A 25,308-nucleotide genomic window follows, 5' to 3' on the forward strand; every position below is an offset into this window, starting at 1 on the left:
CGCTTCCGTGACCTGCCGTCACCCCGCCGTGACGGTCCGACGAAGCCCGGGCGTGTCACACCGCCCCAGCTACCGCACCAGGCACGCCGTTTGGCACTCTGTGTCCGCCGGAGCGTTGTACGGGGGAGACACCGGAGGGGATGACGATCATGAACGCGACACAGACAGGGACTCAGACGGGAAGGCCGACAGGGCGGCCGACAGACCACCCGACGGAGCCACCCACACCCGGAACACCCGGTACGACCGGCAGACCCGGCGGCGACCCACGCGTCGGCTGGAGCACCAACGAGACGCCCCGCGTCCCCACCCTCCGCCACCGCCGCGACGGCATACTCCCCACCGTCGCCGCCGCCCTCTCCGTACGCGGCGCCACCCTCACCGGCACCGCCGCACGCACCGACCAGCCACCCGCCCTGCACCCCCTCGTCCAGGACTTCCTGGACACCCTCGCCAGCACCCAACGCGACCGCTCCACCGGCCGCTGCGCCGAGGCACTCCTCATATCCCGGCAGATCACCCTCGCCGACGAAGGCCGCAGCCGACGCGCCGCCCGCAAACCCATGACCAACGGCGAAGCCCGCAGAGCACTCAAACAAGCCAAACTCACCACCCGCCGCATCCGCGAGGACGGCGACCCCCTCCACGGCAGCTTCGCCACACCCTGCCGCTCCTGCACAGCACTCAGCGCCCACTTCGGCGTCCGCATAGTCGACTCGTCGACCCCCACAGGCTGACGCCCCACCTCACCCCGGGCCCCATCCCCTCCCGAAGACCCCTCCCCAAGACCCACCGCACGACGGCGCCGCACCGAGCACGCGCCCGCGCCGGTCCATGACCTCGACGATCGAAGGGCAGATGCACACCGACCGCACCACACCCCCCAAGCCCCCAACCCCGTTCGGCCAGGGGGGATCCCCGACCCGCTTCCCCGTCGCCGTCGACACCGCACTGCGCGCCGCAGGCTGGCAACCAGGCCGCTGGGACATAAAACAGGCCGAGATCTGGGCCGACGCCCTACGCGGCCACGCCTCCCCCGCCGGACACCGCCACGCCGTCTTCCCCGCCGCCGTCGAAGCCTGGGCCGAGTTCGGCGGCCTGCACATCACACCCCCCGGCCCCGGCCGCCAGCTCGCCCCCACCGCCCTGCACCTCGACCCCCTGCACGGCCTCCACATGGCCCGCACCCTCGCCGACCTCGGCCGCGCCCTCGACACCGAGGTCTGCCCCCTCGGCGAGGAACCCGAGACCCAGACCCTCCTCGCCATCGACACGACAGGCCGCGTCTACGCCCTCGACCACACCGGAGACTGGTACCTCGGCCCCGACCTCGACCAGGCCCTCACCACCCTGATCACCGGCCTGGAACCCATACGCCTGACAGCCCCCTGAAACCCACCCAGGCACCCCGGCGCAGGGCAACACCCCAGGCCAAACCACCAGCCACCAGGCCTGGGTCATGAGCAACTAGGCCCGGGTCGGAATGACCGCCGACACCCGAAACCCCCCGGCCTCCGTCGGCCCGGACACGAACACCCCGCCCAACGCGGCAACCCGCTCCTTCATCCCGAGCAGACCATTGCCCCCGGACGGAAACCGCACCGAAGAGCCCGACACCGGCTCGGGCGGCGGCTCGTTCTCCACCTGCATCGCGATCTCGCCACCCCGATGCGCCAGCCGTACGTGCGTCTTCGCACCCGCCGCGTGCTTGTGGACGTTCGTCAACGCCTCCTGCACCACCCGGTACGCCGTCTGCTCGACCTCCGCGCAGTACAACCGCACATCCCCCTCGACCGACAGCGCCACCACCATCCCCGCCGCCGCCGACTGCCCGACCAACTCCTCCAACTCGGACAGACACGGCCCGTCCCCCACACCCTCACCACCCGACGCGGCACGAGACGCCGCCACCGCCGCGGCCACCCCCACCGCCGCCAACGGCACACCCTGCACCCGCCGCTCCAGACCCTCCCCCGACCGCAACACCCCGAGCATCTCCCTCAACTCGGTCAACGCCTGCCGCCCCATGTCCCCCACCAGAGCGGCATTCCGCACAGCCTTCTCAGGATCCTTCCGGGCGATCGCCTGCAGAGCCGCCGCATGCACCACCATCAGACTCACCCGATGCGCCACCACGTCGTGCATCTCACGGGCGATACGCGTCCGCTCCTCGTTCCGCGCCCACTCCGCCCGCTCCTCGGCCCGCTCGGCCAGCAACTGAAGCTCCCGCTCCAGACTGTCCGCCCGCTCCCGGAGACTCTCCATCAACCGCCGCCGCGCCCCCACGTACAACCCGAGCAGCAACGGCGGCGCGGTCACACCCAACGACGTGGTGATGGCGACGACAGGAACCAACCAGTCCCCGATCTTCAGACTCCCGTCCGCCATGTCCTGGTGCGACCGCACGAACGTCACGATGAGCGTCCCCACCATCGCCATTCCGGCCAGCGCCCCGATGATCCGCCGGGGCAGCTCGGAGGCGGCGAGCGTGTACAGCCCGACGACGCCCATCAGATAGCCCATCTGGGCCGGCGCGACGGCGATCGACACCAGGACGACAGCGATCGGCCAGCGCCGCCGCAACACCAGCACGGCCCCGGCGACAAGCCCGAACACGATCCCGGCGGACACCGGGATCCCCGCCTCCCGCGCGAACCGGACACCCTCCCCCGCACACTCCCCGGCGGACACCAACGCGAGACCCACATCAAGCACCGCACCGCGCCACCTGGTCCACCACCAGGGCCCGGTCAGGGCCGCGGCGTGGTCTTCCCCCGTAGTGGTCATGCGTCCAGCCTACGTTCGGGCACGGCCGATTTTCCGGCGAGTTTCAACGACCGTCCCGCACCACGGGGCCACCCGGCACCGCAATCGAACAGAAGCGAAACCCACCAGAATCCCTCGAACTGCCGAATCGCGCACCGTTCGACCCCGGAAGCGATGATTCCGCCGGAGGGTTTGCCCATGGAACATGCATGTGGCAAGTACGCGGACTTCGAGGGGTTGCGGGAGCGGGCGGTGGCGTTGCGGCGGGAGGGCTTGAGCCTTCGGCAGATCCGGGACGAGCTCCAGGTCCACAACAAGGAGGTCCTGCAACGCCTCGTCGAAGGCGAGCCGCCCCCGGAATGGACGAAACGCCCGCGAGCGAAGGACGACCTCCGCGAGAGGGCACGGGAACTACGGCAGCGGGGCTGGACCTACAACCGGATCCAGGCGGAACTGGGGTGCTCGAAGAGTTCGGTTTCGCTCTGGGTGCGGGATCTGCCGCACCCGGAGCCCAAGTGCTCACCGGAGGAACAGCGGGAGCGGATGAACGCGGGGCTCGTTCGACTGCAAGCCTCTCGGCAGCGGGAACGTGAGGCTACGAAGCAAGCAGCGGCGACAGCCGTCGGTGAACTGTCGGATCGCGAGTTGTTTCTTACAGGCGTTGCTCTCTACTGGGCCGAGGGGACCAAGGACAAGCCACACGCTCGCCGGGAGTGCGTGGAGTTCGTCAACAGCGACCCCGGAATGATCAGCGTCTTCCTCGCTTGGTTGGACCTGCTTGAGGTAAGCCGGGACCGACTGCACTGCCGCGTCATGATTCACGAGTCCGCGGACGTTGCCGACGCCGAGCAGCACTGGGCGGATCTCGTCGGCATCGAAAGGTCAACCCTGGGCAGGACGATCCTCAAGAAGCACAATCCGACGACCGTGCGCAAGAACACGGGAGACTCCTACCGAGGGTGCCTCGGCATCAGAGTGCGACAAGGAGCAGATTTGTACCGTCGCATCGAGGGTGCCTGGTACGGCATAGTGGTGGGTGCCAATTCGGCGACCTGACTAAATGTCCGGTTTAGTCGAATTTATTCCCCCGTGGTGTAATTGGCAGCACTGTGGCTTTTGGTGCCATCTGTCCGGGTTCAAGTCCTGGCGGGGGAGCAATGCACGGTTCGGGCCCTGACAGCACAGTCAGGGCCCATACTCATGTCCCCCACGAAACGCCCCGGTATCCTGCGGATGTCGTCCCGCCCCCCTCCGCAGCCGAAGGGCACCACCCGTGAGCGCCAATCGCCCCGCCGCCGTAGTCGTACTCGCAGCGGGTGAGGGCACCCGTATGAAGTCGGCCACACCCAAGGTCCTGCACGAGCTCTGTGGCCGTTCCCTGGTGGGCCATGTGCTCGCCGCCGCAGGCGAGTTGGACCCCGAGAACCTGGTCGTCGTCGTCGGGCACGCCCGTGAGCAGGTCACCGCGCACCTGACGGAGGCCGGCACCGGCATCCGTACCGCCTTCCAGGCGCAGCAGAACGGCACCGGTCACGCCGTACGCATGGGGCTCGAAGAGCTCGGCGGGACCGTGGACGGGACCGTGGTGGTCGTCTGTGGCGACACCCCGCTGCTCACCGGGGCGACCCTGCGCACGCTCGCGGCGACCCATTCCGGCGACGGCAACGCCGTGACCGTGCTGACGGCGGAGGTGCCGGACGCGACGGGGTACGGGCGGATCGTGCGGGACGGGGCGTCGGGGGCGGTGACGGCGATCGTGGAGCACAAGGACGCGACCGACTCGCAGCGGGCGATCCGTGAGATCAACTCCGGTGTCTTCGCGTTCGACGGGCAGTTGCTCGCGGACGCGCTGGGGAAGGTGCGGACGGACAACAGTCAGGGTGAGGAGTACCTCACCGACGTACTCGGGATCCTGCGTGAGGCCGGGCATCGGGTGGGGGCCTGTGTGGCCGGTGACCACCGGGAGATCGCGGGGATCAACAACCGGGTGCAGTTGGCCGAGGCGCGGCGGATCCTGAACGACCGGCTGCTGACGGAGGCGATGCTCGCGGGGGTGAGTGTGATCGATCCGGCCAGTACGTGGGTCGATGTGACGGTCACCTTCGAGCAGGACTCGATCGTCCATCCGAACACGCTGCTGCAGGGGTCGACTCATCTCGCGGAGGGTGCCGAGGTCGGGCCCAACTCGCGGCTGAAGGACACGCGGGTGGACGCCGGGGCGCGGGTGGACAACACGGTCGCCGACGGCGCCGTGGTGGGGGCTGGGGCGACGGTGGGGCCGTACGCGTATTTGCGTCCTGGAACCCGTCTCGGTGTGAAGTCGAAGATCGGGACGTACGTCGAGACCAAGAACACGTCGATCGGTGCCGGGACGAAGGTGCCGCATCTGTCGTATGTCGGGGACGCGACGATCGGTGAGTTCACGAACATCGGTGCCGCGAGTGTGTTCGTGAACTACGACGGGCAGGACAAGCATCACACCGTTGTCGGGTCGCACTGCAAGACGGGTTCGGACAACATGTTTGTGGCGCCTGTCACTGTCGGGGACGGTGCGTACACCGCTGCCGGGTCGGTGATCACGAAGGATGTGCCGCCCGGTTCGCTGGCCGTGGCCCGGGGCCAGCAGCGGAATATCGAGGGCTGGGTGGCTCGTAAGCGTCCGGGGAGTGCGTCGGCGAAGGCGGCCGAGGCGGCTTCTCGGGAGCCGGGCGACGAAAGCTGACCGGAAACACTCGCGTCCGTCTCGGGCTACCGTGATAGGCACACACCCGCACACCCCCAGCTGAGCAGGCCTCTCAGGGCTGATCACGGCTGAGAAACCTCCGAGGAGACAGTGCTGTGACCGCGACCAAGACGACCGGCGGGAAGAACGGGAAGAAGAAGATGATGTTCTTCTCCGGCCGCGCCCACCCCGAGCTCGCCCAGGAGGTCGCTCAGCAGTTGGGGGTCGGGGTGGTGCCGACAAAGGCCTTCGACTTCGCGAACGGTGAGATCTACGTCCGTTACGAGGAGTCGGCGCGTGGCGCGGACTGCTTCGTGATCCAGAGCCACACGGCTCCGATCAACCAGTGGATCATGGAGCAGTTGATCATGATCGACGCCCTGAAGCGTGCGTCGGCCAGGTCCATCACCGTGATCGTGCCGTTCTACGGTTACGCGCGGCAGGACAAGAAGCACCGTGGGCGTGAACCGATCTCGGCGCGTCTGGTCGCGGATCTGATGGCGACGGCGGGTGCGGACCGCATCCTGACGGTGGACCTGCACACGGACCAGATCCAGGGCTTCTTCGACGGCCCGGTGGATCATCTCTTCGCGTTGCCGCTGCTCGCGGACTATGTGGGCGCGAAGGTGGACAAGGGCAAGCTGACGGTCGTGTCGCCGGACGCGGGCCGGGTGCGGGTGGCCGACCGTTGGTGCGACCGGCTGGGTGCGCCGCTGGCGATCGTGCACAAGCGTCGTGACAAGGACGTGGCGAACCAGGTGACCGTCCACGAGGTCGTGGGTGAGGTCAAGGGTCGGGTGTGTGTGCTGGTCGACGACATGATCGACACGGGTGGGACGATCGTGGCGGCGGCGGACGCGTTGTTCGCGCACGGTGCGGAGGATGTCATCGTGACGGCGACGCACGGTGTGTTGTCGGGTCCGGCCGCCGATCGTCTGAAGAACTCGCGGGTGAGTGAGTTCGTGTTCACGAACACGCTGCCGACGCCGGGTGAGCTGAGTGCCGACCTGGACAAGATCAAGGTGCTGTCGATCGCGCCGACGATCGCGAGTGCGGTGCGTGAGGTGTTCGAGGACGGTTCGGTGACGAGCCTGTTCGACGAGCAGTAGGTCGTTCCGGCCTCCGGCTCGAGGAAGCTGCTGGATCGCTTCTGCATGATCGATTTTTCTGCGGCCTCCTCCGCCGAGTAGTCTGTGCGAGTTGCTCGGCGAGGGAGGCCGTACCCGTGTCATTCACGGGCTGGTTCTCCGTTATCGACGCGCTCTTCGTAGCAGGCCGTTCGTGGCCGGGTGACCTGTCCGTCTCTCACCCGTACGAGGAGTGAAAAGTATGTCCGAGGTAAAGCTCGCCGCTGAGACCCGCACCGAGTTCGGCAAGGGTGCCGCCCGTCGCGCCCGCCGCGAGGGCAAGGTTCCCGCGGTCGTCTACGGCCACGGTGCCGACCCCGTCCACATCACGCTTCCGGGCCACGAGCTGCAGCTCGCCCTGCGTACCCCGAACGTCCTGCTGACCCTGGACGTCGAGGGCCGCACCGAGCTGGCGATCCCGAAGGCTGTCCAGCGCGACGCCCTCAAGGGCTTCCTCAAGCACGTCGACCTGCTCACCGTGAAGCGCGGCGAGAAGGTCACCGTCGAGGTCTACGTCCACACCGAGGGCGACCTGGCCCCGGGTGCGTACCTGCTTGAGCACGTGCTGAGCACGCTGACGGTCGAGGCCGAGGCCACGCACATCCCCGAGTCCGTCACGGTGTCCATCGCGGGCCTGGAGGCCGGTGCCTCCATCCTCGCCAAGGACATCCCGCTGCCCTCGGGCACCACGCTGGCGATCGACGAGGACGCGGTCGTCCTCCAGGTCCTCGCCGCGCAGGCGGAGGAGGCCCCCGCCGACAGTGAGGGCGAGAGCACCGAGGCCTGATCGCCCCGGAGACTTCGTTTGCCGGCCGCCGCTCTCCAGGGCCTGTCGTCAAATTCCCGCCTGCCGGGCGACGCCATGCACGCACTCTCGCCGCACCGGACACAGACCCACGTACAACCAGTACGAGGGCCTGCGTCCGGCACGCCGAGAGCACGCACCTGACGCCGCCCGGCCCGCCCTCCGGGCGGACGACGGGAATTTGACGGCAGGCCCTGGAGCGGCGGTCGGCGCGTATCCAAGGAGAGATGGACGTGACGACCGACGCGGGCGGCCCCTGGCTGATCGTGGGGCTCGGTAATCCCGGGCCGGAGTACGCGATGAACCGGCACAACGTGGGGTTCATGGTGGCCGACCTGCTGGCGGAGCGGATCGGCGGGAAGTTCAAGCGGGCCGGGAAGGCGCAGGCGCAGGTCGTCGAGGGGCGCATCGGGCCGCCGGGTCCTGCTAACCGTCGGGTGATCCTGGCGAAGCCGATGTCGTACATGAACCTGTCGGGCGGGCCGGTGAACGCGCTGCGGGAGTTCTACAAGGTGTCGCTGGACCGTGTCGTGGCGGTCCATGACGAGCTGGACATCGACTACGGGGTGCTGCGGCTGAAGCTGGGTGGCGGGGACAACGGTCACAACGGTCTGAAGTCGATGACGAAGGCGATGGGTGCGGACTACCACCGGGTGCGGTTCGGGATCGGGCGCCCTCCGGGTCGTATGCAGGTGGCGGATTTCGTGCTGAAGGACTTCTCGTCGGCGGAGCGCAAGGAGCTGGACTACTTCGTGGACCGGGCGACGGACGCGGTGGAGTCGCTGGTGACCGAGGGTCTGGAGCGGGCGCAGAGCGCGTACAACTCGTGAGGACGGAAAGTCACCGGGGGTGTACGGGCGTGGAGCGGGAGATACGTGGGTACAACTCCTGACTTTGTCGGGCAGGAGTTGACCGATCGCCCGACCATGGCCAATGATCCCGGCCATGCCAGCCACCGCCCATCGTCGCAAGCCCGCCTCCGCCTCGCCGCGGCTCGGGCGTGTGGGGCGGTTCGGGCGGTTCGCGGTGATGGGTACGGTCGCCGCGCTGATCCTGATCGCGGGTGTGTGGGCGTCCTGGGGGACGGCTCAGCACGTGATGCTCAGCAAGGGACGTGAGCAGGGCACGATGACGGTGGCGGGGTGCGAGGACGGCGTCTGTACGGGGTCGTACCGGCCGGTGTCGGTGGGGTCGACGGCGCGGAGCCGGGTCGTGCTGGACCAGTCGGTCGGGGTGAGCGCGGGTGACACGTACACGGTGGTCGTGAAGCCGGGGAGCCGTGATGTCGTGCGGTCGGGTCCGGCGGGTGTTCTGTACGCGTGGGTGCCGTTGGGTGGTGCGCTGCTGCTGGCGTCGGTCGTGGTGGCGGGCGGGCTGGGGCTGACGCGGACGGGGTGGGCGATGGCGGGGAGCGGGTTGGCCCTGGTGACGGCGGCCTGGGTGGCGTTGTGAGCGGCGTGGGGGTGTGGTCGGTGTGGCCGTGTGCTGTCTGTGTCCGGCGTCCCGCCCTGTGACGACGTGAGGGTGCCGTCGTACGCGTGATGGTGTGTCCGCGTACGAGGGCACCCTCGGTCGTTTCGTGCGGCTCGGCTCAGCCGGTGTTGCGCAGGCCCGCCGCGACTCCGTTGACGGTGAGGAGCAGGGCGCGGGCGAGGAGCGGGTCGGGCTCGGTGCCGGCCGCGGCGGCGTCGCGCTGGCGCTTGAGCAGGGTCACCTGGAGGTAGGAGATGGGGTCCAGGTAGGCGTCGCGGATGGTGAAGGTCTGCTTCAGCACCGGGGTGGCGTCGAGGAGTTCGTTCTCGCCGGTGATCTTCAGAACCTCGCGGACGGTGAGTTCGTGCTCGGCCTCGATGTCGGCGAAGACGTGCTGGAGTTCGGCGGGGACGAGGGTCTCGACGTAGTGGCGGGCGATGCGCAGGTCGGTCTTCGCGAGTGTCATCTCGACGTTGGAGATGAAGTTGCGGAAGAAGTGCCACTGTTCGTGCATCTCGTCGAGCACGGTGTCCAGGCCGGCCTCGCGCAGTGCCTTCAGGCCGGAGCCGACGCCGAACCAGCCGGGGACGATCTGCCGGGACTGGGTCCAGCCGAACACCCACGGGATGGCGCGCAGTCCGTCGAGGGAGACGCCTGAGCCGGGGCGGCGGGAGGGCCGTGAGCCGAGGTGCAGGTCGGCGAGCTGGTCCACCGGTGTCGACGCGAGGAAGTACGTCGGCAGGTCCGGGTCCTCGACGAGCCTGCGGTAGGCGGCGTGGGCGGAGTCGGAGACGAGGTCCATGGCGGCGTCCCAGCGGGCGAGGGACTCGTCGGACTGGCGGGGTGAGGTGTGCAGGGCGGAGGCCTGGAGGGTGGCGGCGACGGTGAGTTCGAGGTTCTCGCGGGCGAGTGAGGGGACCAGGTACTTGTCGGAGATCACCTCGCCCTGTTCGGTGACCTTGATCTCGCCTTCCAGGGTGCCCCAGGGCTGGGCGAGGATCGCGTCGTGGGAGGGGCCGCCGCCTCGGCCGACGGTGCCGCCGCGGCCGTGGAAGAGGCGGAGCCGGACGCCGTAGCGGTGGGCGACGTCGCGGAGGCGGCGCTGGGCGCGGTGAATCTCCCACTGGCTGGTGGTGATGCCGCCGAACTTGGAGGAGTCGGAGTAGCCGAGCATGACCTCCTGGACGTCGCCCCGGAGCGCGACGAGGCGCCGGTAGGACGGGTCGGAGAGCATGTCCTCAAGGATGGTGTCGGCGGCCTTGAGTTCGTCGGTGGTCTCCAGGAGGGGGACGATGCCGATCTTGGCCCAGCCTGCGTGGAGGTCGATGAGGCCGGCCTCGCGGGCGAGTACGGCGGCGGCGAAGACGTCGTCGGAGCCCTGGCACATGGAGATGATGTAGGACTCGATGACCTCGGGTCCGAAGACGGCGAGGGCCTTCTTGACGGTCTCGAACACGCCGAGCGTCTTGGTGCCGGCCGCGTCGAGGGGCGCGGGCGTGGGCGCCAGGGGCCTCCGCGACCGGAGTTCCTTCGCGAGGAGCTTGTTGCGGTACTCGCGGGGCATGTCCTCGTAGCGCCAGGATTCCTCGCCGAGGCGGTCGAAGAGCTGGCCGAGGGTGTGGTGGTGGGCGTCGGCGTGTTCGCGTACGTCCATGGTGGCGAGCTGGAGGCCGAAGGCGGCGAGGGTGCGGATCGTGCGGTCCATGCGGCCGTCGGCGAAGAGGCCGCCGCGGTGTTCGCGCAGGGAGGTCTGGATGAGGGTGAGGTCCGCGAGGAGCTGGCCGGTGCCGAGGTAGTCGCGGCCGGGGGCGTGCGGGGTGTCCTTGGCCAGGCGCTGCTTGGTGTTCTCGAGCTTCTGTCGGATGCAGGTGGCCTTGAGCCGGTAGGGCTCCTCGGCGTTGAGGCGCTTGTAGCGGGGGCTGATCTCGGGCAGGAGTTCGATGTCGGCCCGGAGGGATTCGAGGAGTTCCTCGGTGGCGCCGGTGTAGCGGATGGAGTTGGAGAGGAAGCCGCGCAGCTCGTCGATGAGTTCGAGGGCGTCGTTGATGCCGTGCTCGTGCTGGAGGATCAGGACGTCCCAGGTGACCTGGGGGGTCACGTTGGGGTTGCCGTCGCGGTCGCCGCCGATCCAGGTGCCGAAGGTGAGGGGCCGGGTGTCGTCGGGGAGCCTGACTCCGACGCGTTCGAGTTCGGCGGTGAGGTCCTCCAGCACGTCCCCGACCGCACCCGCGTGGAGTTCGTCGAGGTAGTAGATGGCGTTGCGGGCCTCGTCGGCGGGTTCGGGGCGTACGACGCGCAGTTCGTCGGTCTGCCAGACGAGGTCGATGTTCTCGGCCAGACGGGTGTCGTAGCGGCGGCGGTCCGCCTCGATGACGGGGGTCTCCAGCAGGGCGGCGATACGGCGCAGCTTGTTGAGGACCGAGCGCCTGGCCGCTTCCGTGGGGTGGGCCGTGAAGACCGGGCGAACGTTGAGGTTCCGGACCGTGGCGCGCAGGTGGTCGGGGTCGGCGTCCTTGAGGCGGTCGGCCGTGCGGGCGAGGAGACCGCCTTCGGCGGCGCGCTTGGCGCGCAGTTCGCGGCCTCGGTGGACCTGCTCGGTGACGTTGGCGAGGTGGAAGTAGGTGGAGAAGGCGCGGACGAGCTTGGCGGCGGTCTCCAGTTCGGTGCCCCGCAGCAGTTCGGCGGCGGCCTCGCCGTCCTCGCGGGTCAGTTGGCGGACCTTCTCCACGAGTTCCAGCAGCTCGGGGCCCTCTTGGCGGACGAGGGTCTCGCCGAGCAGGTCGCCCAGGCGGCGGATGTCGGCGCGCAGCTCACTGCTGGTCGTCGTGGCGGCCATGTCGGTCTGGCCACGGTCGTCGGCACTGCTCACAGGTGCGGCTCCTTGCAGTGTGGAGGCTCGGCGGGTGGGTACCCGGCGGGTGTCCGGGCGGGCAGGCCGCGCCGGAACCGGGGTGCCGGGCGGCATAGGGGCGGGGCATCCGGGAAGAAAAGAGAGCGGACCGCGCTGTCCGACCGACTCAAGGATAGGTGTCGGGGGGCACGCGCATAATTTCGGGCTCTTGCCGCCGGGCGACGCGCTGACATACTTACGACGCCGTAGGTTACGCAACCGTAGGGAGCCTGATTCCGTGGGCGACCTCGGATGACGTACCCCGACATCTGCCGAGACCCACCACCCCCCAGGGGATGCGCATGACCACCTCACCTTCCGACGCGCTCGAAGACGCTGGGAAGACACCCGACGATTCCTCACTGCCCTCGGCCACGCTGGGTGGCGAACAGAAGCGTTCACTCGAACAGATCACGCTTCTTCTCTTCATCATCGTCCCGTTCCTCGCGGTGCTGGCGGCGGTGCCGCTGGCGTGGGGCTGGGGGGTCAGCTGGCTGGACCTCGGCCTGCTCGTCTTCTTCTACTACCTGGGCTGCCACGGCATCACGATCGGCTTCCACCGGTATTTCACGCACGGCGCGTTCAAGGCCAAGCGGCCGTTGCGGATCGCGCTCGCCATCGCCGGTTCGATGGCGGTGGAGGGTCCGCTGGTGCGCTGGGTGGCGGACCACCGCAAGCACCACAAGTTCTCCGACGCGGAGGGTGACCCGCACTCCCCGTGGCGGTTCGGGGAGACGGTTCCGGCGTTGCTGCGGGGCCTGTGGTGGGCGCACATCGAGTGGATGTTCGACGAGGAGCAGACTCCGCAGGACAAGTACGCGCCCGACCTGATCAAGGACCCGGACATCCGGGCGATCTCCCGTCAGTTCATCTGGTGGGCGATGCTGTCGCTGGCGCTGCCCGCGCTGATCGGCGGTCTGGTGACGATGTCGTGGTGGGGTGCGTTCACCGGCTTCTTCTGGGGCTCGCTGGTGCGGGTCTGCCTGCTCCATCACGTCACCTGGTCGATCAACTCGATCTGCCACGCGGTGGGCAAGCGCCCCTTCAAGTCGCGGGACCGCTCGGGCAACGTGTGGTGGCTGGCCGTGCTCTCCTGCGGCGAGTCCTGGCACAACCTGCACCATGCCGACCCGACGTCGGCGCGGCACGGCGTTATGCGTGGGCAGGTCGACTCCTCGGCGCGGCTGATCCGTTGGTTCGAGATGCTCGGCTGGGCCTATGACGTGCGCTGGCCGTCACGCTCGCGTATCGATTCCCGCCGGAACACGGACCTGGACGGCTCTCGGCGCCGGAAGGAGCCGGCGAAGGCGGCATGATTGACGGCGTGGCGACCGACTCCAGCAGCACTCCGAGCAATGAGAAACCGCGGCGCCCCCGCCGCACCCGGATGACGGGTGCCGAGCGCCGGGCCCAGTTGCTGGAGATCGGCCGCACGCTGTTCGCCACGAAGGGCTTCGAGGCCACGTCGGTGGAGGAGATCGCGGCCAAGGCCGGTGTCTCCAAGCCGGTGGTGTACGAGCACTTCGGCGGCAAGGAGGGCCTGTACGCGGTGGTGGTGGACCGCGAGATGCGGCGCCTGCTGGACATGGTGACGAGCTCGTTGACGGCCGGTCATCCGCGCGAGCTGTGCGAGCAGGCCGCCTTCGCGCTCCTCGACTACATCGAGGAGTACACGGACGGTTTCCGCATCCTGGTGCGCGACTCCCCCATCCCGCAGTCGACGGGTTCCTTCGCGTCGCTGATCTCGGACATCGCCACCCAGGTGGAGGACATCCTGGGCCGCGAGTTCAAACGCCGCGGCTTCGATCCCCATCTGGCCCCGCTCTACGCCCAGGCCCTGGTCGGCATGGTCGCGCTGACGGGCCAGTGGTGGCTGGACGTGCGGCGCCCGAAGAAGGCGGAGGTGGCGGCGCATCTGGTGAACCTGGCGTGGCACGGTCTGGACGGGCTGGAGGCGAAGCCGCGCCTGATCGGGCGCCGAAAAAGCTGAATGAACGTTCCTCTTGATTCACCTTGTGACATCATTCGGCTATGACTCAGATTGCGATCAGCGCAGCCCGCTCCCAGCTCGGCGACCTTGTCCGCCGGGCGGCGCACGGCCGCGAGACCATCGCTCTTACCGATCACGGGCACGTGGCGGCGCTCCTTGTCTCGCCTCAGGTGATAGAGGATTTCGAGGACGCGCTGGCGGTGGCCGACTTCCAGCGGCGCAAGGCTGAGGGAGCGCTTGAGCCCGGCATCCCCATGGCGGAGGTACGCAAGCGACTGGGGCTCGAAACCCGGTGACGTACGAGATCGTCTTCGAGCCGCACGCCCTCGACGCCGCGGCTCGGTTCCTCAAGGAGGATCCGAGCGGCCTGTCCCTGGTCCTGGACACCATCGACAAGCTGGCCACCGATCCTCGCCCGGCGGGGTCGATCCCCTACGGGTCACGCGACATTCGGCGCCTGCGCATCAACGACTACCGGGTCCTCTACTTCATCGACCAAGAGGCGATCCACATCCTCATCACCCACCTGGGCCGCACGGTCTGACCCTCTCCAGGAACTCCAGCCGGTTGCCCACCGGGTCGTACGAGAAGAACCGTCGGCGGCCAGGGAGTTCGTCGTCCCAGGCCGCCGATGCCCCACCTGCGACCAGCCTCTCCGCGTACGCCTCGATCCCGGTGACCCGCAGCCCCGGGTGGGCCTTTCTCGTCGGCCGGAAGTCAGTCTCGATCCCCAGGTGCAGTTGCACCCGCCCCGCCTGGAACCAGCAGCCGCCCCGCGCGGCCAGAGCCGGCGGCTTCGGGATCTCGGTCATGCCGAGGACGCCGACGTAGTACGCCCGCAGGGCGTCCTCCGTGCCGGGCGGCGCGGCCAGCTGCACATGATCGACGGCGGCGATCACCGCTCAGCCCGCCTTCCGCCCTTTCGCGCCACGGCGAACAGCCGCTGGAAAGGCAGCACCGTGCCGTACGCCTCCGTCGGATACACCGCACGCAGCAGGTCCCGGTACTCGGTGACGAACGCGTCCCGGGCCTCCGGATCGTCCGCCAGGGCGGTCAGCACCGGGCGCAGGCCGGTCCCCTTGACCCAGTCCAGCACCGGGTCCTCCCCTTGCAGGACGTGGAGATACGTCGTCTCCCACACGTCCGTCTCGCAGCCGAGCCGGGCGAGCCGGTCGAGGTAGACGAGGGGCGGGTGGACGGAGTCCTCGCCGCGCGGCAGGTCGCCGAGGCGGCTCTTCCAGCGGGCGCCGGTGGCGAGTTCGCGCAGCAGGGTGTGCAGGGGCGCGTCGAGGTTGTTCGGCACCTGGAAGGCGAAGGTCCCGCCGGGCGCGACGGCGTCGAGCCAGGCCGGGAACGCGTCGAGGTGCCCCTCGACCCAGTGGAGGGCGGCGTTGGAGACGATCAGGTCGTACGTCTCGGAGGGCGTCCAGCGTGCGGCGTCCGCGTGGGCGAAGTCGAGGTGGCCGCCGCCGGCCGTGGGCCCCGCGTATCGCGCCGCCTGCTCCAGCATCGGCGCGGAGTTGTCGTACCCGGTGATGTGCGCGGTGGGCCAGCGGTCGGCGAGGACGGCGGTGACGTTGCCTGCGCCGCAGCCGAGGTCGGCGATACGGGGTGGCCCTGCGACCGGCTCCGAGGGGAGGTCGGGGACGCGGGCGAGGAGGTCGGTGAAGGGGCGGGCGCGATGGCCGGCGTGGCGGAGGTACTGGGCGGGGTCCCAGGTGGGGGCGGTCATACGGCTACCCTCCCGCCAAATATGTCTCGACGTCAAGAGATTCCACACCGAGAATCTCGATATCGAGAGGCTTGACATCAAGAGACTCCACATCGACACAACCACTACACTGATCGTCATGGAGGACGAGGTCGATCGGCTGGTCGCTGCGTGGCGCCGGGAGCGCCCGGACCTCGACGTGGAACCACTCGAAGTACTCAGCCGGGTCAGCAGACTGGCCCGGCATCTGGACCGTGCGCGCAGGCTGGCGTTCGCCGAGCACGCCCTGGAGCCCTGGGAGTTCGACGTCCTGACCGCGCTCAGGCGCGCCGGAGACCCGTATCAGCTCTCCCCCGGTCAGCTCCTCACCCAGACCCTGGTCACCTCCGGCACGATGACGAACCGCATCGACCGGCTGACCAAGAAGGGGCTGGTGGAGCGCCTCCCCGACCCCACCGACCGTCGAGGGGTGCTGGTCCGGCTCACGACGGAGGGGCAGGACAGGGCGGATCAGGCGCTCGCGGGTCTGCTGTACCAGGAGCGCGCGATCCTGGCGGAGCTCTCGCGTGGACAGCGGGGCGAACTTGCCGGTCTGCTACGCCAGTTGACGGCGCCGTTCGACAACATCCCCGGCTGACCGTCGGGTTGGGCCGGCCGGTCAGGCGCTGCTGCTCTCCTCCACCGTGATGCGTCCGCCGTGCCCCAGGTCGACGGGTCCGACGCCGGCCCGCCGGGCCAGTGCGACGGCGGCGAGGGTGGAGTGGACGCCGAGCTTGCCCAGCACGTTCTGCATATGGGTGCGCACGGTGTGCGGGGAGAGGAACAGCCGTTCGGCGACGGCCTTGCGGCCCAGGCCGGCGACCATACATCGCAGCACTTCCCGCTCCCGGGGCGTCAGCGACTCGACGAGCCGTTCACTCTCGGTGCGGTGCTTGCGGGCGGCGGTCAGCTCTCGCAGCACCCCGGTGAGCAGGGCGGGCGGCAGATGCGTCTCGTCGCGCAGTACGCCCCGTATGACGGTCAGCAGCCGGGACAGCGAGCAGTCCTTGGCGACCCACCCGGAGGCACCCGCCTGCAGAGCGAGCGCGGCCCTGCGGGGGTCGTCCTTCTCGGCGAGGACCACGGTCCGTACGTGCGGATGTCCCGAACGGACGCCCGCGACCAGCGAGATGCCGTCGACCAGGCCTTCCGCGTTGCCCTCCTGCACGGGCACCGCCGGACGTACCCCGGGCATGTTGCCGCCCAGTTCGGAGTCGACGAGCAGGACGTCGAACCGGCGGCCCTCGGCCACCGCGCGCTCCAGACTGCGCAGCGCGGCGGGACCGCTGCCGGCGGCGGAGACGTCGACGTCGGGCTCCGCGGCCAGTGCGGCGGCGAGCGACTCGGCGAAGATGCGATGGTCGTCGACGACCAGGACTCGGATGCGAACCACTGAAACCCCCTTCCCCGAGCTCCTCAAGAGCTGGGGACACCCAATCGTCGGGGGGACAACCCGTGCGGACACGACGCCCGGAGCAATCCCCGGCTGCTGTTGCCGGCCTGGAACGGGGCTGCCGCAGTCACCGGCGCGCGGCAGCCGCCGTGCGATGACTGCTACCCCCACTCCGGGCGTCGTACCCGGCTGTCTCGCCCCCTGATCAGCACCGGCCCCCACCGATGCTGTTCATCAGGGTACGGCTGGGAGCCAGGAGCGGAAGGTAATTCGCAGAACTGATTGGCCAGCGCGTTTATGGTGTGCCGCATGTTTCGTTTTGAGACAGAAGTCGACAAGGAATGGCTCTCCGTTCTCCGCGCGCGGTTGCGCGAGGCGAACACGGCTGCCTCGCCTGTCCTGCGCGCCCTGCGCGGCACCCCCGGCGAGCGTGAACTCCCGCTCCAGGTATGGGCGTTGGACGAGGAAGGAAGCCTGGCCGGCGGCCTGGTCGGCCACACCTGGACCACCTGGCTGCACGTGACGTACCTCTGGGTCGACACCCGGCACCGGGGCAGGGGCCTGGGCTCCCGCCTCCTCGCGAAAGCGGAGCACACGGCACGGGAGGAGCGTGCGTGCACGAACGCGCGCCTGGAGACCTGGGACTTCCAGGCACCGGATTTCTACCGCGGGCAGGGGTACGAGGTGGTGTGCGTGATCCCGGACTATCCACCGGGGGTCACGGAGTACACGCTGACGAAGCGGCTGGGTACCGTCGCATCCGGCTGACCGTCAGACCTTCTTGAGCGCGTCCAGCGTGATGTCGACGTCGATGTCGTAGGGCGCGGTGAGCTTCAGGTGGTCGTGGTGGATGCCGGTGAGGGCGTAGGTCTTGTTCACGGGGTCGATCTCGATCATCTTGGCGTGGAAACGCCGCCGCGGACTCACAAAAACCAGGCTCCCGTCGATCAGCTCGGTGTGCGGCGGGAGGTCGGGCAGCGTGAACAGGTCGTCCACGGTGTATCCGTCCTGGGGCGGCACCGGCCAGCGGCAGCCGGGCTCGGCGGTCATGATTCCTCCCATGGACGGAATTCTCGGCCTGCGCTCTCACGGTGTCGGGCGGAATCCGGAGCCGACATCACAAAGGGTGACGTGGCGATCGGGAACCACCCCCTCCGCGCTCACGACGGGCCTTTGCCCCGGCCTCAGGGCCTAGTGGGCCCAGGGCGGGCTGACGATGCTGCCGTCGGCCAGTTCGGCACTGAGGCCGACGCTTGTGGTGACCCACATGTGCGCGGGCCGGTCGGTGGTGTTGGTGACCGTCAGTCCGGAGCCCGCCGGGGCCACCGCCGCGTCACCGGCGGCGAGTTCGGCGCTCTCGCCGTCGATGGTGAGCCGGAGGCTGCCGGACAGGACGTAGAACGTCTCCTCGTGACTGATCGTGTGGGCCACACCCACCGTTCCGGCCGGGATCTCGGCGCGCCAGGCGGCGAGGTCGCGGCTGCCCATGTCCGGGCGGACGTAGGAGACGAAGCGGGCACCGTGGATCTCGTGTACGGCGGCCTCGCCGCTGCGAATGAAAGGCATACCAACCCCCTACAGACAACCTGCTTGTCTATATAGACAAGCAGGTTGACGAGTTATAGTCAACCCATGGATGACGCCCTGGCCTTCTCCGCACTCGTACTGGCCCTGTCCGGGCAGTTGGTGCAGGAGATCCACGACCGCGTGTCCCAGCAGGGATTCGAGGGCCTGCGGCCGGCACACGGCTTCGCCTTCGCCCGGATCTCCGCGGGCGACGCCACCACGGCCGACGTGGCCGAACACCTCGGGGTGACCAAGCAGGCCGCCGCCCAGTTGGTCGAGGACCTGGTCCGCAAGGGATACGTGGTGCGGCGTCCGCACCCCCACGACGCCCGCGCCCGGCTCCTGGCACTGACCGAGACCGGCTGGGCCGCCACCCGCGCCGCCGACCAGGCGGCCCGGGACGCCGTCGCACCGATGCGCGACGCACTGGGCGAGACCCGCTTCGGCGAACTCGTCGCCGGCCTGACCCACATCGCACCCCCGGGGCCCGTCCGCCCCGCCTGGTGAGCCGGTGAGCACCTGCCCCCGACCGCCCGCGAATCGCGATCGGGCGCGGGTGCGGGTGCGGCCGACGGACTGAAGGATCTGGACTCCCCGCCTTCAGCGAACTCTCAGCGAACCCGTCGCGCCCCCGCCGAAGGCACCGCCGGGAACACCCGGGGGGCCGTGTAGCCGGCTGCGCCGAACGCCTGTTCCACTGCCTTGCTGACGCGGTCCGTGTCCTCCGCCTCGACCAGCACGATCGCCGAGCCGCCGAAGCCGCCGCCCGTCATCCGGGCGCCCAGGGCGCCGGCCTCGACCGCGGCCTCGACCACCAGGTCGAGTTCCGGGCACGAGACCTGGAAGTCGTCGCGGAGGGAGGCGTGGCCCTCCGTGAGGATCGGGCCGATGGCGCGGGTGTCGCCGCCCGACTTCAGCAACTCCACCACCCGCTCCACCCGGTGGTCCTCCGTGACCACGTGGCGCACCAGACGGCGCACCTCGTCGTCGGCGCCCGCGTCGGTCAGCCGGGCGAGTGCCGCGTCGAGGTCCCCGTACGGCACATCCCGCAGCGCGTCCACGTCGAGGAGTTCCGCGCCCCGTTCGCAGCCCGCCCTGCGCTTGCCGTACTCGCCCTCGCTGTGGGAGTGCTTGACCTGGGTGTCCACGACCAGGAGGCGCATGCCCTCGGCCGCGAGGTCGAAGGGGATCTGGTCCTGGGAGAGGTCCCGGGTGTCCAGGAAGAGGGCGTGCCCGTCGGTGCAGCACGCCGACGCCGTCTGGTCCATGATGCCGGTCGGAGCACCCACGTACACGTTCTCCGCACGCTGGCACAGGCGGGCCAGCTGCCAGCGTTCCAGGCCGAGTTCGTGCAGGTCGTTCAGGGCCAGGGCGATCACGACCTCCAGTGCCGCCGACGACGACAGGCCCGCGCCCGTCGGTACCGTCGACGTGAGGTGGATGTCCGCGCCGGACGAGACCGACTCGTGGCCCGCGTCCAGCAGCGCCCAGATCACGCCCGCCGGGTACGCCGTCCAGTTCTTGTCGGACTCGGGGAGCAGGGCGTCGACCCGCAGTTCCACGACCCCGCCCTCGATGTCCGACGAGTGCAGGCGTACGACGCCGTCCGTGCGGCGGGAGACCGCTGCCAGCGCCGTGTGCGGAAGGGCGAAGGGCATGACGAAGCCGTCGTTGTAGTCGGTGTGCTCGCCGATCAGGTTGACACGGCCCGGCGCCGCCCACACTCCCTCCGGTGCCGATCCGTACAGCTCCTCGAAAACACCGGCGACATCCGCAGTCGTCATGCCCGCTACCTCTGACCTCTCGTACGTTCCAGTACCGCTGGTTATCGCTGGTTGGCGCTGTTGCCGCTGTTGCCGCTGTGCCGCTGCGCGAACTCCCACGCGTCCGCGACGATCCCCGACAGGTCCGACCGGGTCGGGTTCCAGCCGAGGCGGGTCCGCGCGCGGTCGGCGGAGGCGACCAGGACCGCCGGGTCGCCTCCCCTGCGCGGGGCCACGACCTCGGGGATCGGGTGCCCGGTGACCTGCCGAACCGTCTCGACGACCTCGCGGACCGAGAAGCCCTCGCCGTTGCCGAGGTTGCAGATCAGGTGTTCGCCCGCTGTGGCGGCCGTGAGGGCCAGCAGATGGGCGTCGGCCAGGTCGGCGACGTGGATGTAGTCCCGTACGCAGGTGCCGTCGGGGGTCGGGTAGTCCTCGCCGTAGACGGAGATCGCGTCCCGCTTGCCCTGGGCGACCTGGAGGACGAGGGGGATCAGGTGGGACTCGGGGTCGTGGCGCTCGCCCTGGGTGGCGTACGCGCCGGCGACGTTGAAGTAGCGCAGGGACACCGCGGCGAGGCCGTGGGCCGTGGCCTCGCTGGTGATCATGTGGTCGACGGCCAGCTTGGTGGCGCCGTAGGGGTTCGTCGGGGAGGTGGGGGCCGTCTCGACGATCGGGGTCGTCTCCGGCTCGCCGTACGTCGCCGCCGTGGAGGAGAAGACCAGCTTGCGGACGCCCGCCTCGCGCATCGCCGCGAGCAGGGCCATCGAGCCGCCGACGTTGTTGTCCCAGTACTTCTCCGGCTTGACGACCGACTCGCCGACCTGGGAGGAGGCCGCGAAGTGGAGCACCCCGTCGAAGGAGGCGTCCAGCCACTTGGCGGCGTCGCGAATGTCGCCCTCCACGAACGTGGCACCTGCCGGGACGCCCTCCCGGAAGCCCGTCGAGAGGTTGTCGAGGACGACGACCTCGTGGCCGGCCTCCAGCAGGTGCTGGGCGACCACCCCGCCGACATAGCCCGCACCACCGGTGACCAGGTACTTACCGCTCATGAACTCGCTACCTCTCGCAGTCGCTGGGCCGCGGATTCCGGCTGGATGTCGTTGATGAACACGCTCATCCCCGACTCGGAGCCCGCGAGGAACTTCAGCTTGCCGGAAGTACGGCGAATGGTGAAAAGCTCGAGGTGGAGACCGAAGTCGTCGCGGTTGACTCCCTCGAACTCGTCCAGCGTGCCGAACGGCGCCTGGTGCCAGGCCGCGATGTACGGCGTCGGCGGTTCTCCTTCACCGAAGATCCGGTCGAAGCGCCTCAACAGTTCCAGATAGACCTTGGGGAACTCTGTGCGGGCCGCCTCGTCGAGCGCCAGCAGGTCGGGCACCCGGTGGCGCGGGTACAGGTGCACCTCGTACGGCCAGTGGGCGGCGTACGGCACGAAGGCCACCCAGTGGTCGGTGGCCAGAACCAGTCGCTCGCCCGCGAGTTCCTTCTCCAGGATCGAGTCGAAGAGGTTCTCGCCGCCCGTCGCCTCCTTGTGCGCGGCCACCGAGCGGAGCATCAGGGCCGTACGGGGGGTGGTGAAGGGGTACGCGTAGATCTGGCCGTGCGGATGGCCGAGGGTGACGCCGATCTCGGCGCCGCGGTTCTCGAAGCAGAACACCTGCTCGACGGCGGGGAGGTGCGACAGCTCCGACGTGCGGTCGGTCCACGCCTCCAGGACCAGCCGGGTCTGCTCCTCGGTGAGGTCGGCGAAGGACGAGTTGTGGTCGGAGGTGAAGCAGACCACCTCGCAGCGCCCGGAGTCGCCGGCCAGGGAGGGGAAGCGGTTCTCGAAGACGACCACGTCGTACGACGAGTCCGGGATCTCGCTCAGCCGGTCACCCTCGGTCGGGCAGAGGGGGCACTCGTCGGCCGGGGGGTGGTAGATGCGGCCCTGGCGGTGCGAGGCGATCGCCACGTCATCGCCGAGCAGGGGGTCCCGGCGCACCTGCGACGTGGTGACCGTGCGCTCCAGGGGGCGCCGGTCCACCGCGTCTCGCACCGTGTCGTCGCGCAGGTCGTAGTAGATGAGCTCACGACCGTCGGCGAGCCTCGTCGAGGTCTTCTTCACGCCGGACTCTCCATCCGTACAAAGCCGGCCACAACCAGCCAGTACAAGCCAAGACAAGCTTCAAACAGAACCGAACACATCAAATCATAAATCCACAACCACCGGTATACCCAGGCGAGCCGTGAAACGTCGGCGGAGCCGGAGTTCACGGGAACTCCGGCTCCGCGGTCAGGGCAGCTGAGGCGACAGACGAGATGACGGACGACGTGAGGACGCGCTACCTCGTCAGAACTCCGGTTCCGGAGGTGAGTGTGACGGATGCGTCTGGTGCGACGGGAGCGGGCCCGCCCGGTCCAGCAGCCCCGTCCGGGCCGCCAGCGCCGCCGCCTCCAGCCTCGACCCGACCCCCAGCTTCATCAGCACCCGCTGCACATGCGTACGGGCCGTACTGGGCGCGATCCCCATGCCGGCCGCGATCAGCCGGGTGTCCTCGCCGTCGGCGACCCGGACCAGGACCTCGACCTCTCTCGGCGTGAGCATCTGCAGGAGGCGCTGGCCCTCGTCGTCCGGCTGGGCGGCGGGGTTGAGCAGTTCGCTGAACGCGCCCTGCAGCAGCTGCGGAGAGACCGCCACCTCGCCCGCTCTGGCCTTCATGATGGCGCGCTCGACGCCTTCTATGCGCTCGTCGTGACGTACGTATCCGGAAGCGCCCGCGGCGAAGGCGGCGGCGATACCGCGCGGGCTGGGCACCGGGCCCAGCACCAGGACCGCCACCTGCGGACGCTCTCGCTTGATCCGTACCACCGGGTCGAACATGCCCGGCTCGGCCGGTGTCGCCGTGCCCAGCAGGCACACCTCCGGCGCGCGTGTGATCACCAGTTCCGCCGCGCCCGCGGCGGGCGCCGCCGCGGCGAGCACCCGGTGCCCGCGCAGCTTCAACGCCGAGGCGAGAGCCTCGGCGAGCAGTCGGTGGTCGTCGACCACCATCAGCCGCACTCCCATCGAGCCACCCCCCAGTCCCCCCAACGGTTGTCCCTTCTGGATGCCCATTGGTCCCCACGGACGGGAGCCCCCCGGCTCCCCCCGCTTCTCATGCCCCCGGAAGCTACACGCTTGTTCGACGTTGCGCTTCCCCTACTGGAGAGAAGTGCCCCGGATCGTCGAAAATCCTCTCATTCGAGGGTGATGAGTAGTACGTGCACGACCCCGCCCCTGAACAGGGACGGGGCCGTCAACGGCGGTGGTCGGCGATCAGCCGATCGTGTTCGATGCGATCGTGTTCGCCTGGTGCGTGATCAGTTCGTGCCGTACGCGATCGCCAGGTACCTCTTCTCCCCCGTGACGGAGGGCTTACGGGCGTACACCTGAGACATGTACAGGCGGCCGTCGGCGTAGATGAGTTCGGCGTACTCGGGCTGCATTCCGGCCTCGATCTCGCGGATCGCCTTCGTCGCCGGGTTCTCCATCAGCTTCGTCTGCGCGAAGGAACCGCCGTCGATACTGACGATCTGGCCGCCCTTGTCGTAGGGCGGGCGCTTGTACGCGATCACGTTGTCGCCGTCCATGGCCAGCGGGGAGATCGAGTAGCCGTCGCCCGCGTCCGCCCGTTGGCCGTCCTGCTTGCCGGTGGCGAGGTCGAAGGCGACGATCTCGTTGGTCCTGCTGTACTCGCCGGTGCCGTCGTGGTCCTCGGTCGGGAGGTACAGCCTGTCGTTGCCGACGGCCAGCTTGGTGCAGTACTCGATCCTGGTGACGCCCGAGCACCTGGCGGCGTACCGGTCGCCGGGCGCCGAGATCTTCGTACGGAGCCGGCCGGTCGTGTTGTCGATGGAGAAGATGTCCGAGATACCGCTGCCGTCGCCCGCGGAGCGGTTGACGTCGGCGGCCACGACCAGCGGGTTCGTCGACACGACGCTGGCGTCCTCGATGCCCTTGGCCATGGCGTACTCGGAGAGCACCTTGCCGGAGACCGGGTCGATGGTCTGGATGTTCAGCTGCCGGGCGCCGTAGGAACCGCACTTGCGTACCGCGACCAGCTTCTCGCCGCCACCGTAGCCCGCGTCGTAGCAGGTGTCGGTCGGCTTCGGGGCCCAGAGGGCCTTGCCGGTCATGTCGAAGGCGGCGCCGCCGCTGGTGCCGCCCACGGCGACCGTGTTCGCGCTGACCGTCACGTTGTCGAAGTTGATCACCTGGTCGCCGCTCTTGACCGTCCGCGTCCACAGCTTCCTGCCCGCGCCGAGGTCGATCGCCGCGATCTGACTGCAGCCGTGGAAGGGCTTGTCCTTGGTCGGCATGGCGGGCTCGTACACGATCGCCGTCCGCCGGTCGGCGTTGGTGTGGCGGCTCGCCTGGCACACCGGGCCTGGCAGCGGGACCGTCCAGAGCTTGGTGCCCTTCACCGGGTCGTATCCGACGATCTCGGCGCGACCGGTCTTGGCGTACACCGTGTCGGTGAGCCAGGACCCGACGACGGTGGTGCTGCTCTCGTCGGCGCTGACGACGGGCTCGGGGACCTGGAAGAGGACCTTGGAGGCGGTGTTCGCGGGCGCCTTGTCCGTGCCGCCGCCGTCATCGCCGCCGTCGCCACTGTCGGTCCCGCCCGTGCCGCCCGTGCCGCCCGTCGTGCCGGAGGCGTTGTTCTTGTCGTCGCTCTGGCCGCCCTGGGACGAGGAGTACCAGACACCGCCACCGATGATCAGTGCGATCGCGACGACGGCCGAGACGATGATGACCGCCTGCGCGTTCAACTTCCTTCCGGGCGAAGGGGGTTGAGGCGGATAGACGGGATGCGGGTGCTGCGGGTAACCGTGTCCGTACGGCGGCTGGGGCTGGGCCTGCGGCGGCTGGGTGTACGGGTTCGGCCCCTGGGGATAGCCGTAGCCGGGGGGCGGCGGAGGCTGGTTGGGCGGAGGCGGGGGCGGCGGCTGGGTCATGACGTGGGTACCTCGGGAGCGGAGAGAAGAAGAGAAGAGGGGGAGAGCGGTGAGGGGGAGGAAAGGAGGAAGAGCCGGGC

Annotated in this window: 27 protein-coding genes and 1 tRNA gene; 16 read left to right on the plus strand and 12 right to left on the minus strand. The window is 69.3% G+C overall.

What is annotated here, in order from left to right:
* Nucleotides 1-140 precede the first annotated feature (140 nt).
* The gene (locus PV734_RS28620; RefSeq protein ID WP_319096735.1) at nt 141-737 is read left to right on the plus strand and encodes a YwqJ-related putative deaminase; all 597 of its coding nucleotides are present in this window, start codon (nt 141-143) and stop codon (nt 735-737) included.
* A 121-nt stretch (nt 738-858) separates the two neighbouring features.
* Nucleotides 859-1,392 (plus strand): SUKH-3 domain-containing protein, encoded by a 534-nt coding sequence (locus PV734_RS28625; RefSeq protein WP_319096873.1) that lies wholly within the window; start codon nt 859-861, stop codon nt 1,390-1,392.
* 75 nt (nt 1,393-1,467) lie between these two features.
* Here the strand turns inward: PV734_RS28625 and PV734_RS28630 are convergent, their stop codons facing one another.
* Nucleotides 1,468-2,787, minus strand: a complete 1,320-nt coding sequence (locus PV734_RS28630) for a sensor histidine kinase (protein WP_319096734.1) — start codon at nt 2,785-2,787, stop codon at nt 1,468-1,470.
* Between the two features lie 177 nt (nt 2,788-2,964).
* Here PV734_RS28630 and PV734_RS28635 point away from each other — a divergent pair, with 177 nt between their 5' ends.
* The 7 genes from PV734_RS28635 to PV734_RS28665 all read left to right on the plus strand — a co-directional run bounded on the left by PV734_RS28635 (nt 2,965) and on the right by PV734_RS28665 (nt 8,872).
* Nucleotides 2,965-3,822 (plus strand): hypothetical protein, encoded by an 858-nt coding sequence (locus tag PV734_RS28635; protein ID WP_319292600.1) that lies wholly within the window; start codon nt 2,965-2,967, stop codon nt 3,820-3,822.
* A gap of 27 nt (nt 3,823-3,849) precedes the next feature.
* Nucleotides 3,850-3,921, plus strand: a tRNA-Gln gene (locus PV734_RS28640).
* 118 nt (nt 3,922-4,039) lie between these two features.
* Entirely contained in the window at nt 4,040-5,488 is a 1,449-nt protein-coding gene (glmU, locus tag PV734_RS28645) for a bifunctional UDP-N-acetylglucosamine diphosphorylase/glucosamine-1-phosphate N-acetyltransferase GlmU (RefSeq protein ID WP_319096733.1), read from the plus strand.
* Nucleotides 5,489-5,604: 116 nt separating this feature from the next.
* Entirely contained in the window at nt 5,605-6,597 is a 993-nt protein-coding gene (locus PV734_RS28650; RefSeq protein ID WP_319096732.1) for a ribose-phosphate diphosphokinase, read from the plus strand.
* A 220-nt stretch (nt 6,598-6,817) separates the two neighbouring features.
* A complete protein-coding gene (locus tag PV734_RS28655) occupies nt 6,818-7,402 on the plus strand; it encodes a 50S ribosomal protein L25/general stress protein Ctc (RefSeq protein WP_319096730.1) in 585 nt (194 codons plus the stop codon).
* A 245-nt stretch (nt 7,403-7,647) separates the two neighbouring features.
* A complete protein-coding gene (pth, locus tag PV734_RS28660) occupies nt 7,648-8,250 on the plus strand; it encodes an aminoacyl-tRNA hydrolase (protein ID WP_319096728.1) in 603 nt (200 codons plus the stop codon).
* Between the two features lie 103 nt (nt 8,251-8,353).
* Nucleotides 8,354-8,872: a hypothetical protein gene (locus tag PV734_RS28665; protein WP_415924279.1), complete on the plus strand. Its 519-nt coding sequence runs from the start codon at nt 8,354-8,356 to the stop codon at nt 8,870-8,872.
* 139 nt (nt 8,873-9,011) lie between these two features.
* On the opposite strand, the gene ppc is transcribed toward PV734_RS28665, so the two are convergent.
* Nucleotides 9,012-11,762, minus strand: coding sequence for a phosphoenolpyruvate carboxylase (ppc, locus tag PV734_RS28670; RefSeq protein WP_319096726.1), 2,751 nt, complete (start codon nt 11,760-11,762; stop codon nt 9,012-9,014).
* Between the two features lie 323 nt (nt 11,763-12,085).
* On the opposite strand from ppc, the gene PV734_RS28675 reads away from it, so the two are divergent.
* Genes PV734_RS28675 through PV734_RS28690 form a run of 4 tightly spaced genes read left to right on the plus strand, consistent with a single transcriptional unit; the run spans nt 12,086 to nt 14,317 of the window.
* Nucleotides 12,086-13,099 carry an acyl-CoA desaturase gene (locus tag PV734_RS28675; RefSeq protein ID WP_319292601.1) on the plus strand — a complete coding sequence of 338 codons (1,014 nt, stop codon included), beginning with the start codon at nt 12,086-12,088 and terminating at the stop codon, nt 13,097-13,099.
* The gene (locus tag PV734_RS28680; RefSeq protein ID WP_319096724.1) at nt 13,096-13,773 is read left to right on the plus strand and encodes a TetR/AcrR family transcriptional regulator; all 678 of its coding nucleotides are present in this window, start codon (nt 13,096-13,098) and stop codon (nt 13,771-13,773) included. The genes PV734_RS28675 and PV734_RS28680 overlap by 4 nt, the downstream gene beginning before the upstream one ends.
* A gap of 41 nt (nt 13,774-13,814) precedes the next feature.
* On the plus strand, nt 13,815-14,069 hold the full coding sequence (locus PV734_RS28685; RefSeq protein WP_319096723.1) for a type II toxin-antitoxin system Phd/YefM family antitoxin: 255 nt from the start codon (nt 13,815-13,817) through the stop codon (nt 14,067-14,069).
* Complete coding sequence (locus PV734_RS28690; RefSeq protein ID WP_319096722.1) at nt 14,066-14,317, plus strand: type II toxin-antitoxin system RelE/ParE family toxin; 252 nt, start codon at nt 14,066-14,068, stop codon at nt 14,315-14,317. Before PV734_RS28685 ends, PV734_RS28690 begins: the two co-directional genes overlap by 4 nt.
* On the opposite strand, the gene PV734_RS28695 is transcribed toward PV734_RS28690, so the two are convergent.
* The gene (locus PV734_RS28695; RefSeq protein WP_319096721.1) at nt 14,292-14,672 is read right to left on the minus strand and encodes a VOC family protein; all 381 of its coding nucleotides are present in this window, start codon (nt 14,670-14,672) and stop codon (nt 14,292-14,294) included. The two genes, PV734_RS28690 and PV734_RS28695, sit on opposite strands and share 26 nt — an antisense overlap.
* Complete coding sequence (locus PV734_RS28700; RefSeq protein ID WP_319292602.1) at nt 14,669-15,505, minus strand: trans-aconitate 2-methyltransferase; 837 nt, start codon at nt 15,503-15,505, stop codon at nt 14,669-14,671. Before PV734_RS28700 ends, PV734_RS28695 begins: the two co-directional genes overlap by 4 nt.
* 118 nt (nt 15,506-15,623) lie before the next feature.
* On the opposite strand from PV734_RS28700, the gene PV734_RS28705 reads away from it, so the two are divergent.
* Nucleotides 15,624-16,121 (plus strand): MarR family winged helix-turn-helix transcriptional regulator, encoded by a 498-nt coding sequence (locus PV734_RS28705; protein WP_319096719.1) that lies wholly within the window; start codon nt 15,624-15,626, stop codon nt 16,119-16,121.
* A gap of 21 nt (nt 16,122-16,142) precedes the next feature.
* On the opposite strand, the gene PV734_RS28710 is transcribed toward PV734_RS28705, so the two are convergent.
* The gene (locus tag PV734_RS28710; RefSeq protein ID WP_319096718.1) at nt 16,143-16,916 is read right to left on the minus strand and encodes a response regulator transcription factor; all 774 of its coding nucleotides are present in this window, start codon (nt 16,914-16,916) and stop codon (nt 16,143-16,145) included.
* A 297-nt stretch (nt 16,917-17,213) separates the two neighbouring features.
* On the opposite strand from PV734_RS28710, the gene PV734_RS28715 reads away from it, so the two are divergent.
* A complete protein-coding gene (locus PV734_RS28715) occupies nt 17,214-17,684 on the plus strand; it encodes an N-acetyltransferase (protein ID WP_319096871.1) in 471 nt (156 codons plus the stop codon).
* Nucleotides 17,685-17,687: 3 nt separating this feature from the next.
* Here PV734_RS28715 and PV734_RS28720 read toward each other — a convergent pair whose 3' ends face one another.
* Together PV734_RS28720 and PV734_RS28725 are read right to left on the minus strand one after the other, a co-directional pair.
* A complete protein-coding gene (locus tag PV734_RS28720) occupies nt 17,688-17,966 on the minus strand; it encodes a hypothetical protein (RefSeq protein ID WP_319292703.1) in 279 nt (92 codons plus the stop codon).
* 141 nt (nt 17,967-18,107) lie between these two features.
* Entirely contained in the window at nt 18,108-18,482 is a 375-nt protein-coding gene (locus PV734_RS28725) for a cupin domain-containing protein (RefSeq protein ID WP_319096717.1), read from the minus strand.
* Between the two features lie 66 nt (nt 18,483-18,548).
* Between PV734_RS28725 and PV734_RS28730 the strand changes: the two genes are divergently transcribed.
* Complete coding sequence (locus PV734_RS28730; protein WP_319292603.1) at nt 18,549-18,989, plus strand: MarR family winged helix-turn-helix transcriptional regulator; 441 nt, start codon at nt 18,549-18,551, stop codon at nt 18,987-18,989.
* Nucleotides 18,990-19,093: 104 nt separating this feature from the next.
* Here the strand turns inward: PV734_RS28730 and galK are convergent, their stop codons facing one another.
* The 5 genes from galK to PV734_RS28755 form a co-directional block, all read right to left on the minus strand.
* Complete coding sequence (gene galK / locus PV734_RS28735; RefSeq protein WP_319096715.1) at nt 19,094-20,266, minus strand: galactokinase; 1,173 nt, start codon at nt 20,264-20,266, stop codon at nt 19,094-19,096.
* Between the two features lie 41 nt (nt 20,267-20,307).
* A complete protein-coding gene (galE, locus tag PV734_RS28740; RefSeq protein WP_319292604.1) occupies nt 20,308-21,297 on the minus strand; it encodes a UDP-glucose 4-epimerase GalE in 990 nt (329 codons plus the stop codon).
* Nucleotides 21,294-22,355 carry a galactose-1-phosphate uridylyltransferase gene (gene galT, locus PV734_RS28745; RefSeq protein WP_319096713.1) on the minus strand — a complete coding sequence of 354 codons (1,062 nt, stop codon included), beginning with the start codon at nt 22,353-22,355 and terminating at the stop codon, nt 21,294-21,296. The genes galE and galT overlap by 4 nt, the downstream gene beginning before the upstream one ends.
* Before the next feature lie 225 nt (nt 22,356-22,580).
* On the minus strand, nt 22,581-23,297 hold the full coding sequence (locus PV734_RS28750) for a response regulator transcription factor (protein WP_319096712.1): 717 nt from the start codon (nt 23,295-23,297) through the stop codon (nt 22,581-22,583).
* A gap of 293 nt (nt 23,298-23,590) precedes the next feature.
* Nucleotides 23,591-25,228 (minus strand): PQQ-binding-like beta-propeller repeat protein, encoded by a 1,638-nt coding sequence (locus tag PV734_RS28755; RefSeq protein WP_319292605.1) that lies wholly within the window; start codon nt 25,226-25,228, stop codon nt 23,591-23,593.
* Between the last annotated feature and the right edge of the window lie 80 nt (nt 25,229-25,308).

It is taken from the genome of Streptomyces sp. AK08-02 (assembly GCF_033795085.1).
GTDB classification, from domain to species: Bacteria; Actinomycetota; Actinomycetes; order Streptomycetales; family Streptomycetaceae; genus Streptomyces; species Streptomyces echiniscabiei.

Coding starts and splice junctions, on each gene's coding strand:
- PV734_RS28685 (WP_319096723.1), top strand. CDS start 13,815: ATGACTCAGATTGCGATCAGCGCAGCCCGCTCCCAGCTCGGCGACCTT.
- PV734_RS28725 (WP_319096717.1), bottom strand. CDS start 18,482: ATGCCTTTCATTCGCAGCGGCGAGGCCGCCGTACACGAGATCCACGGT.
- PV734_RS28635 (WP_319292600.1), top strand. CDS start 2,965: ATGGAACATGCATGTGGCAAGTACGCGGACTTCGAGGGGTTGCGGGAG.
- PV734_RS28620 (WP_319096735.1), top strand. CDS start 141: ATGACGATCATGAACGCGACACAGACAGGGACTCAGACGGGAAGGCCG.
- PV734_RS28750 (WP_319096712.1), bottom strand. CDS start 23,297: ATGGGAGTGCGGCTGATGGTGGTCGACGACCACCGACTGCTCGCCGAG.
- PV734_RS28705 (WP_319096719.1), top strand. CDS start 15,624: ATGGAGGACGAGGTCGATCGGCTGGTCGCTGCGTGGCGCCGGGAGCGC.
- PV734_RS28755 (WP_319292605.1), bottom strand. CDS start 25,228: ATGACCCAGCCGCCGCCCCCGCCTCCGCCCAACCAGCCTCCGCCGCCC.
- pth (WP_319096728.1), top strand. CDS start 7,648: ATGGACGTGACGACCGACGCGGGCGGCCCCTGGCTGATCGTGGGGCTC.
- PV734_RS28715 (WP_319096871.1), top strand. CDS start 17,214: ATGGTGTGCCGCATGTTTCGTTTTGAGACAGAAGTCGACAAGGAATGG.
- PV734_RS28700 (WP_319292602.1), bottom strand. CDS start 15,505: ATGACCGCCCCCACCTGGGACCCCGCCCAGTACCTCCGCCACGCCGGC.
- galE (WP_319292604.1), bottom strand. CDS start 21,297: ATGAGCGGTAAGTACCTGGTCACCGGTGGTGCGGGCTATGTCGGCGGG.
- PV734_RS28680 (WP_319096724.1), top strand. CDS start 13,096: ATGATTGACGGCGTGGCGACCGACTCCAGCAGCACTCCGAGCAATGAG.
- PV734_RS28665 (WP_415924279.1), top strand. CDS start 8,354: ATGATCCCGGCCATGCCAGCCACCGCCCATCGTCGCAAGCCCGCCTCC.
- PV734_RS28730 (WP_319292603.1), top strand. CDS start 18,549: ATGGATGACGCCCTGGCCTTCTCCGCACTCGTACTGGCCCTGTCCGGG.
- PV734_RS28655 (WP_319096730.1), top strand. CDS start 6,818: ATGTCCGAGGTAAAGCTCGCCGCTGAGACCCGCACCGAGTTCGGCAAG.
- galK (WP_319096715.1), bottom strand. CDS start 20,266: ATGACGACTGCGGATGTCGCCGGTGTTTTCGAGGAGCTGTACGGATCG.
- PV734_RS28720 (WP_319292703.1), bottom strand. CDS start 17,966: ATGACCGCCGAGCCCGGCTGCCGCTGGCCGGTGCCGCCCCAGGACGGA.
- PV734_RS28625 (WP_319096873.1), top strand. CDS start 859: ATGCACACCGACCGCACCACACCCCCCAAGCCCCCAACCCCGTTCGGC.
- PV734_RS28630 (WP_319096734.1), bottom strand. CDS start 2,787: ATGACCACTACGGGGGAAGACCACGCCGCGGCCCTGACCGGGCCCTGG.
- PV734_RS28675 (WP_319292601.1), top strand. CDS start 12,086: ATGACCACCTCACCTTCCGACGCGCTCGAAGACGCTGGGAAGACACCC.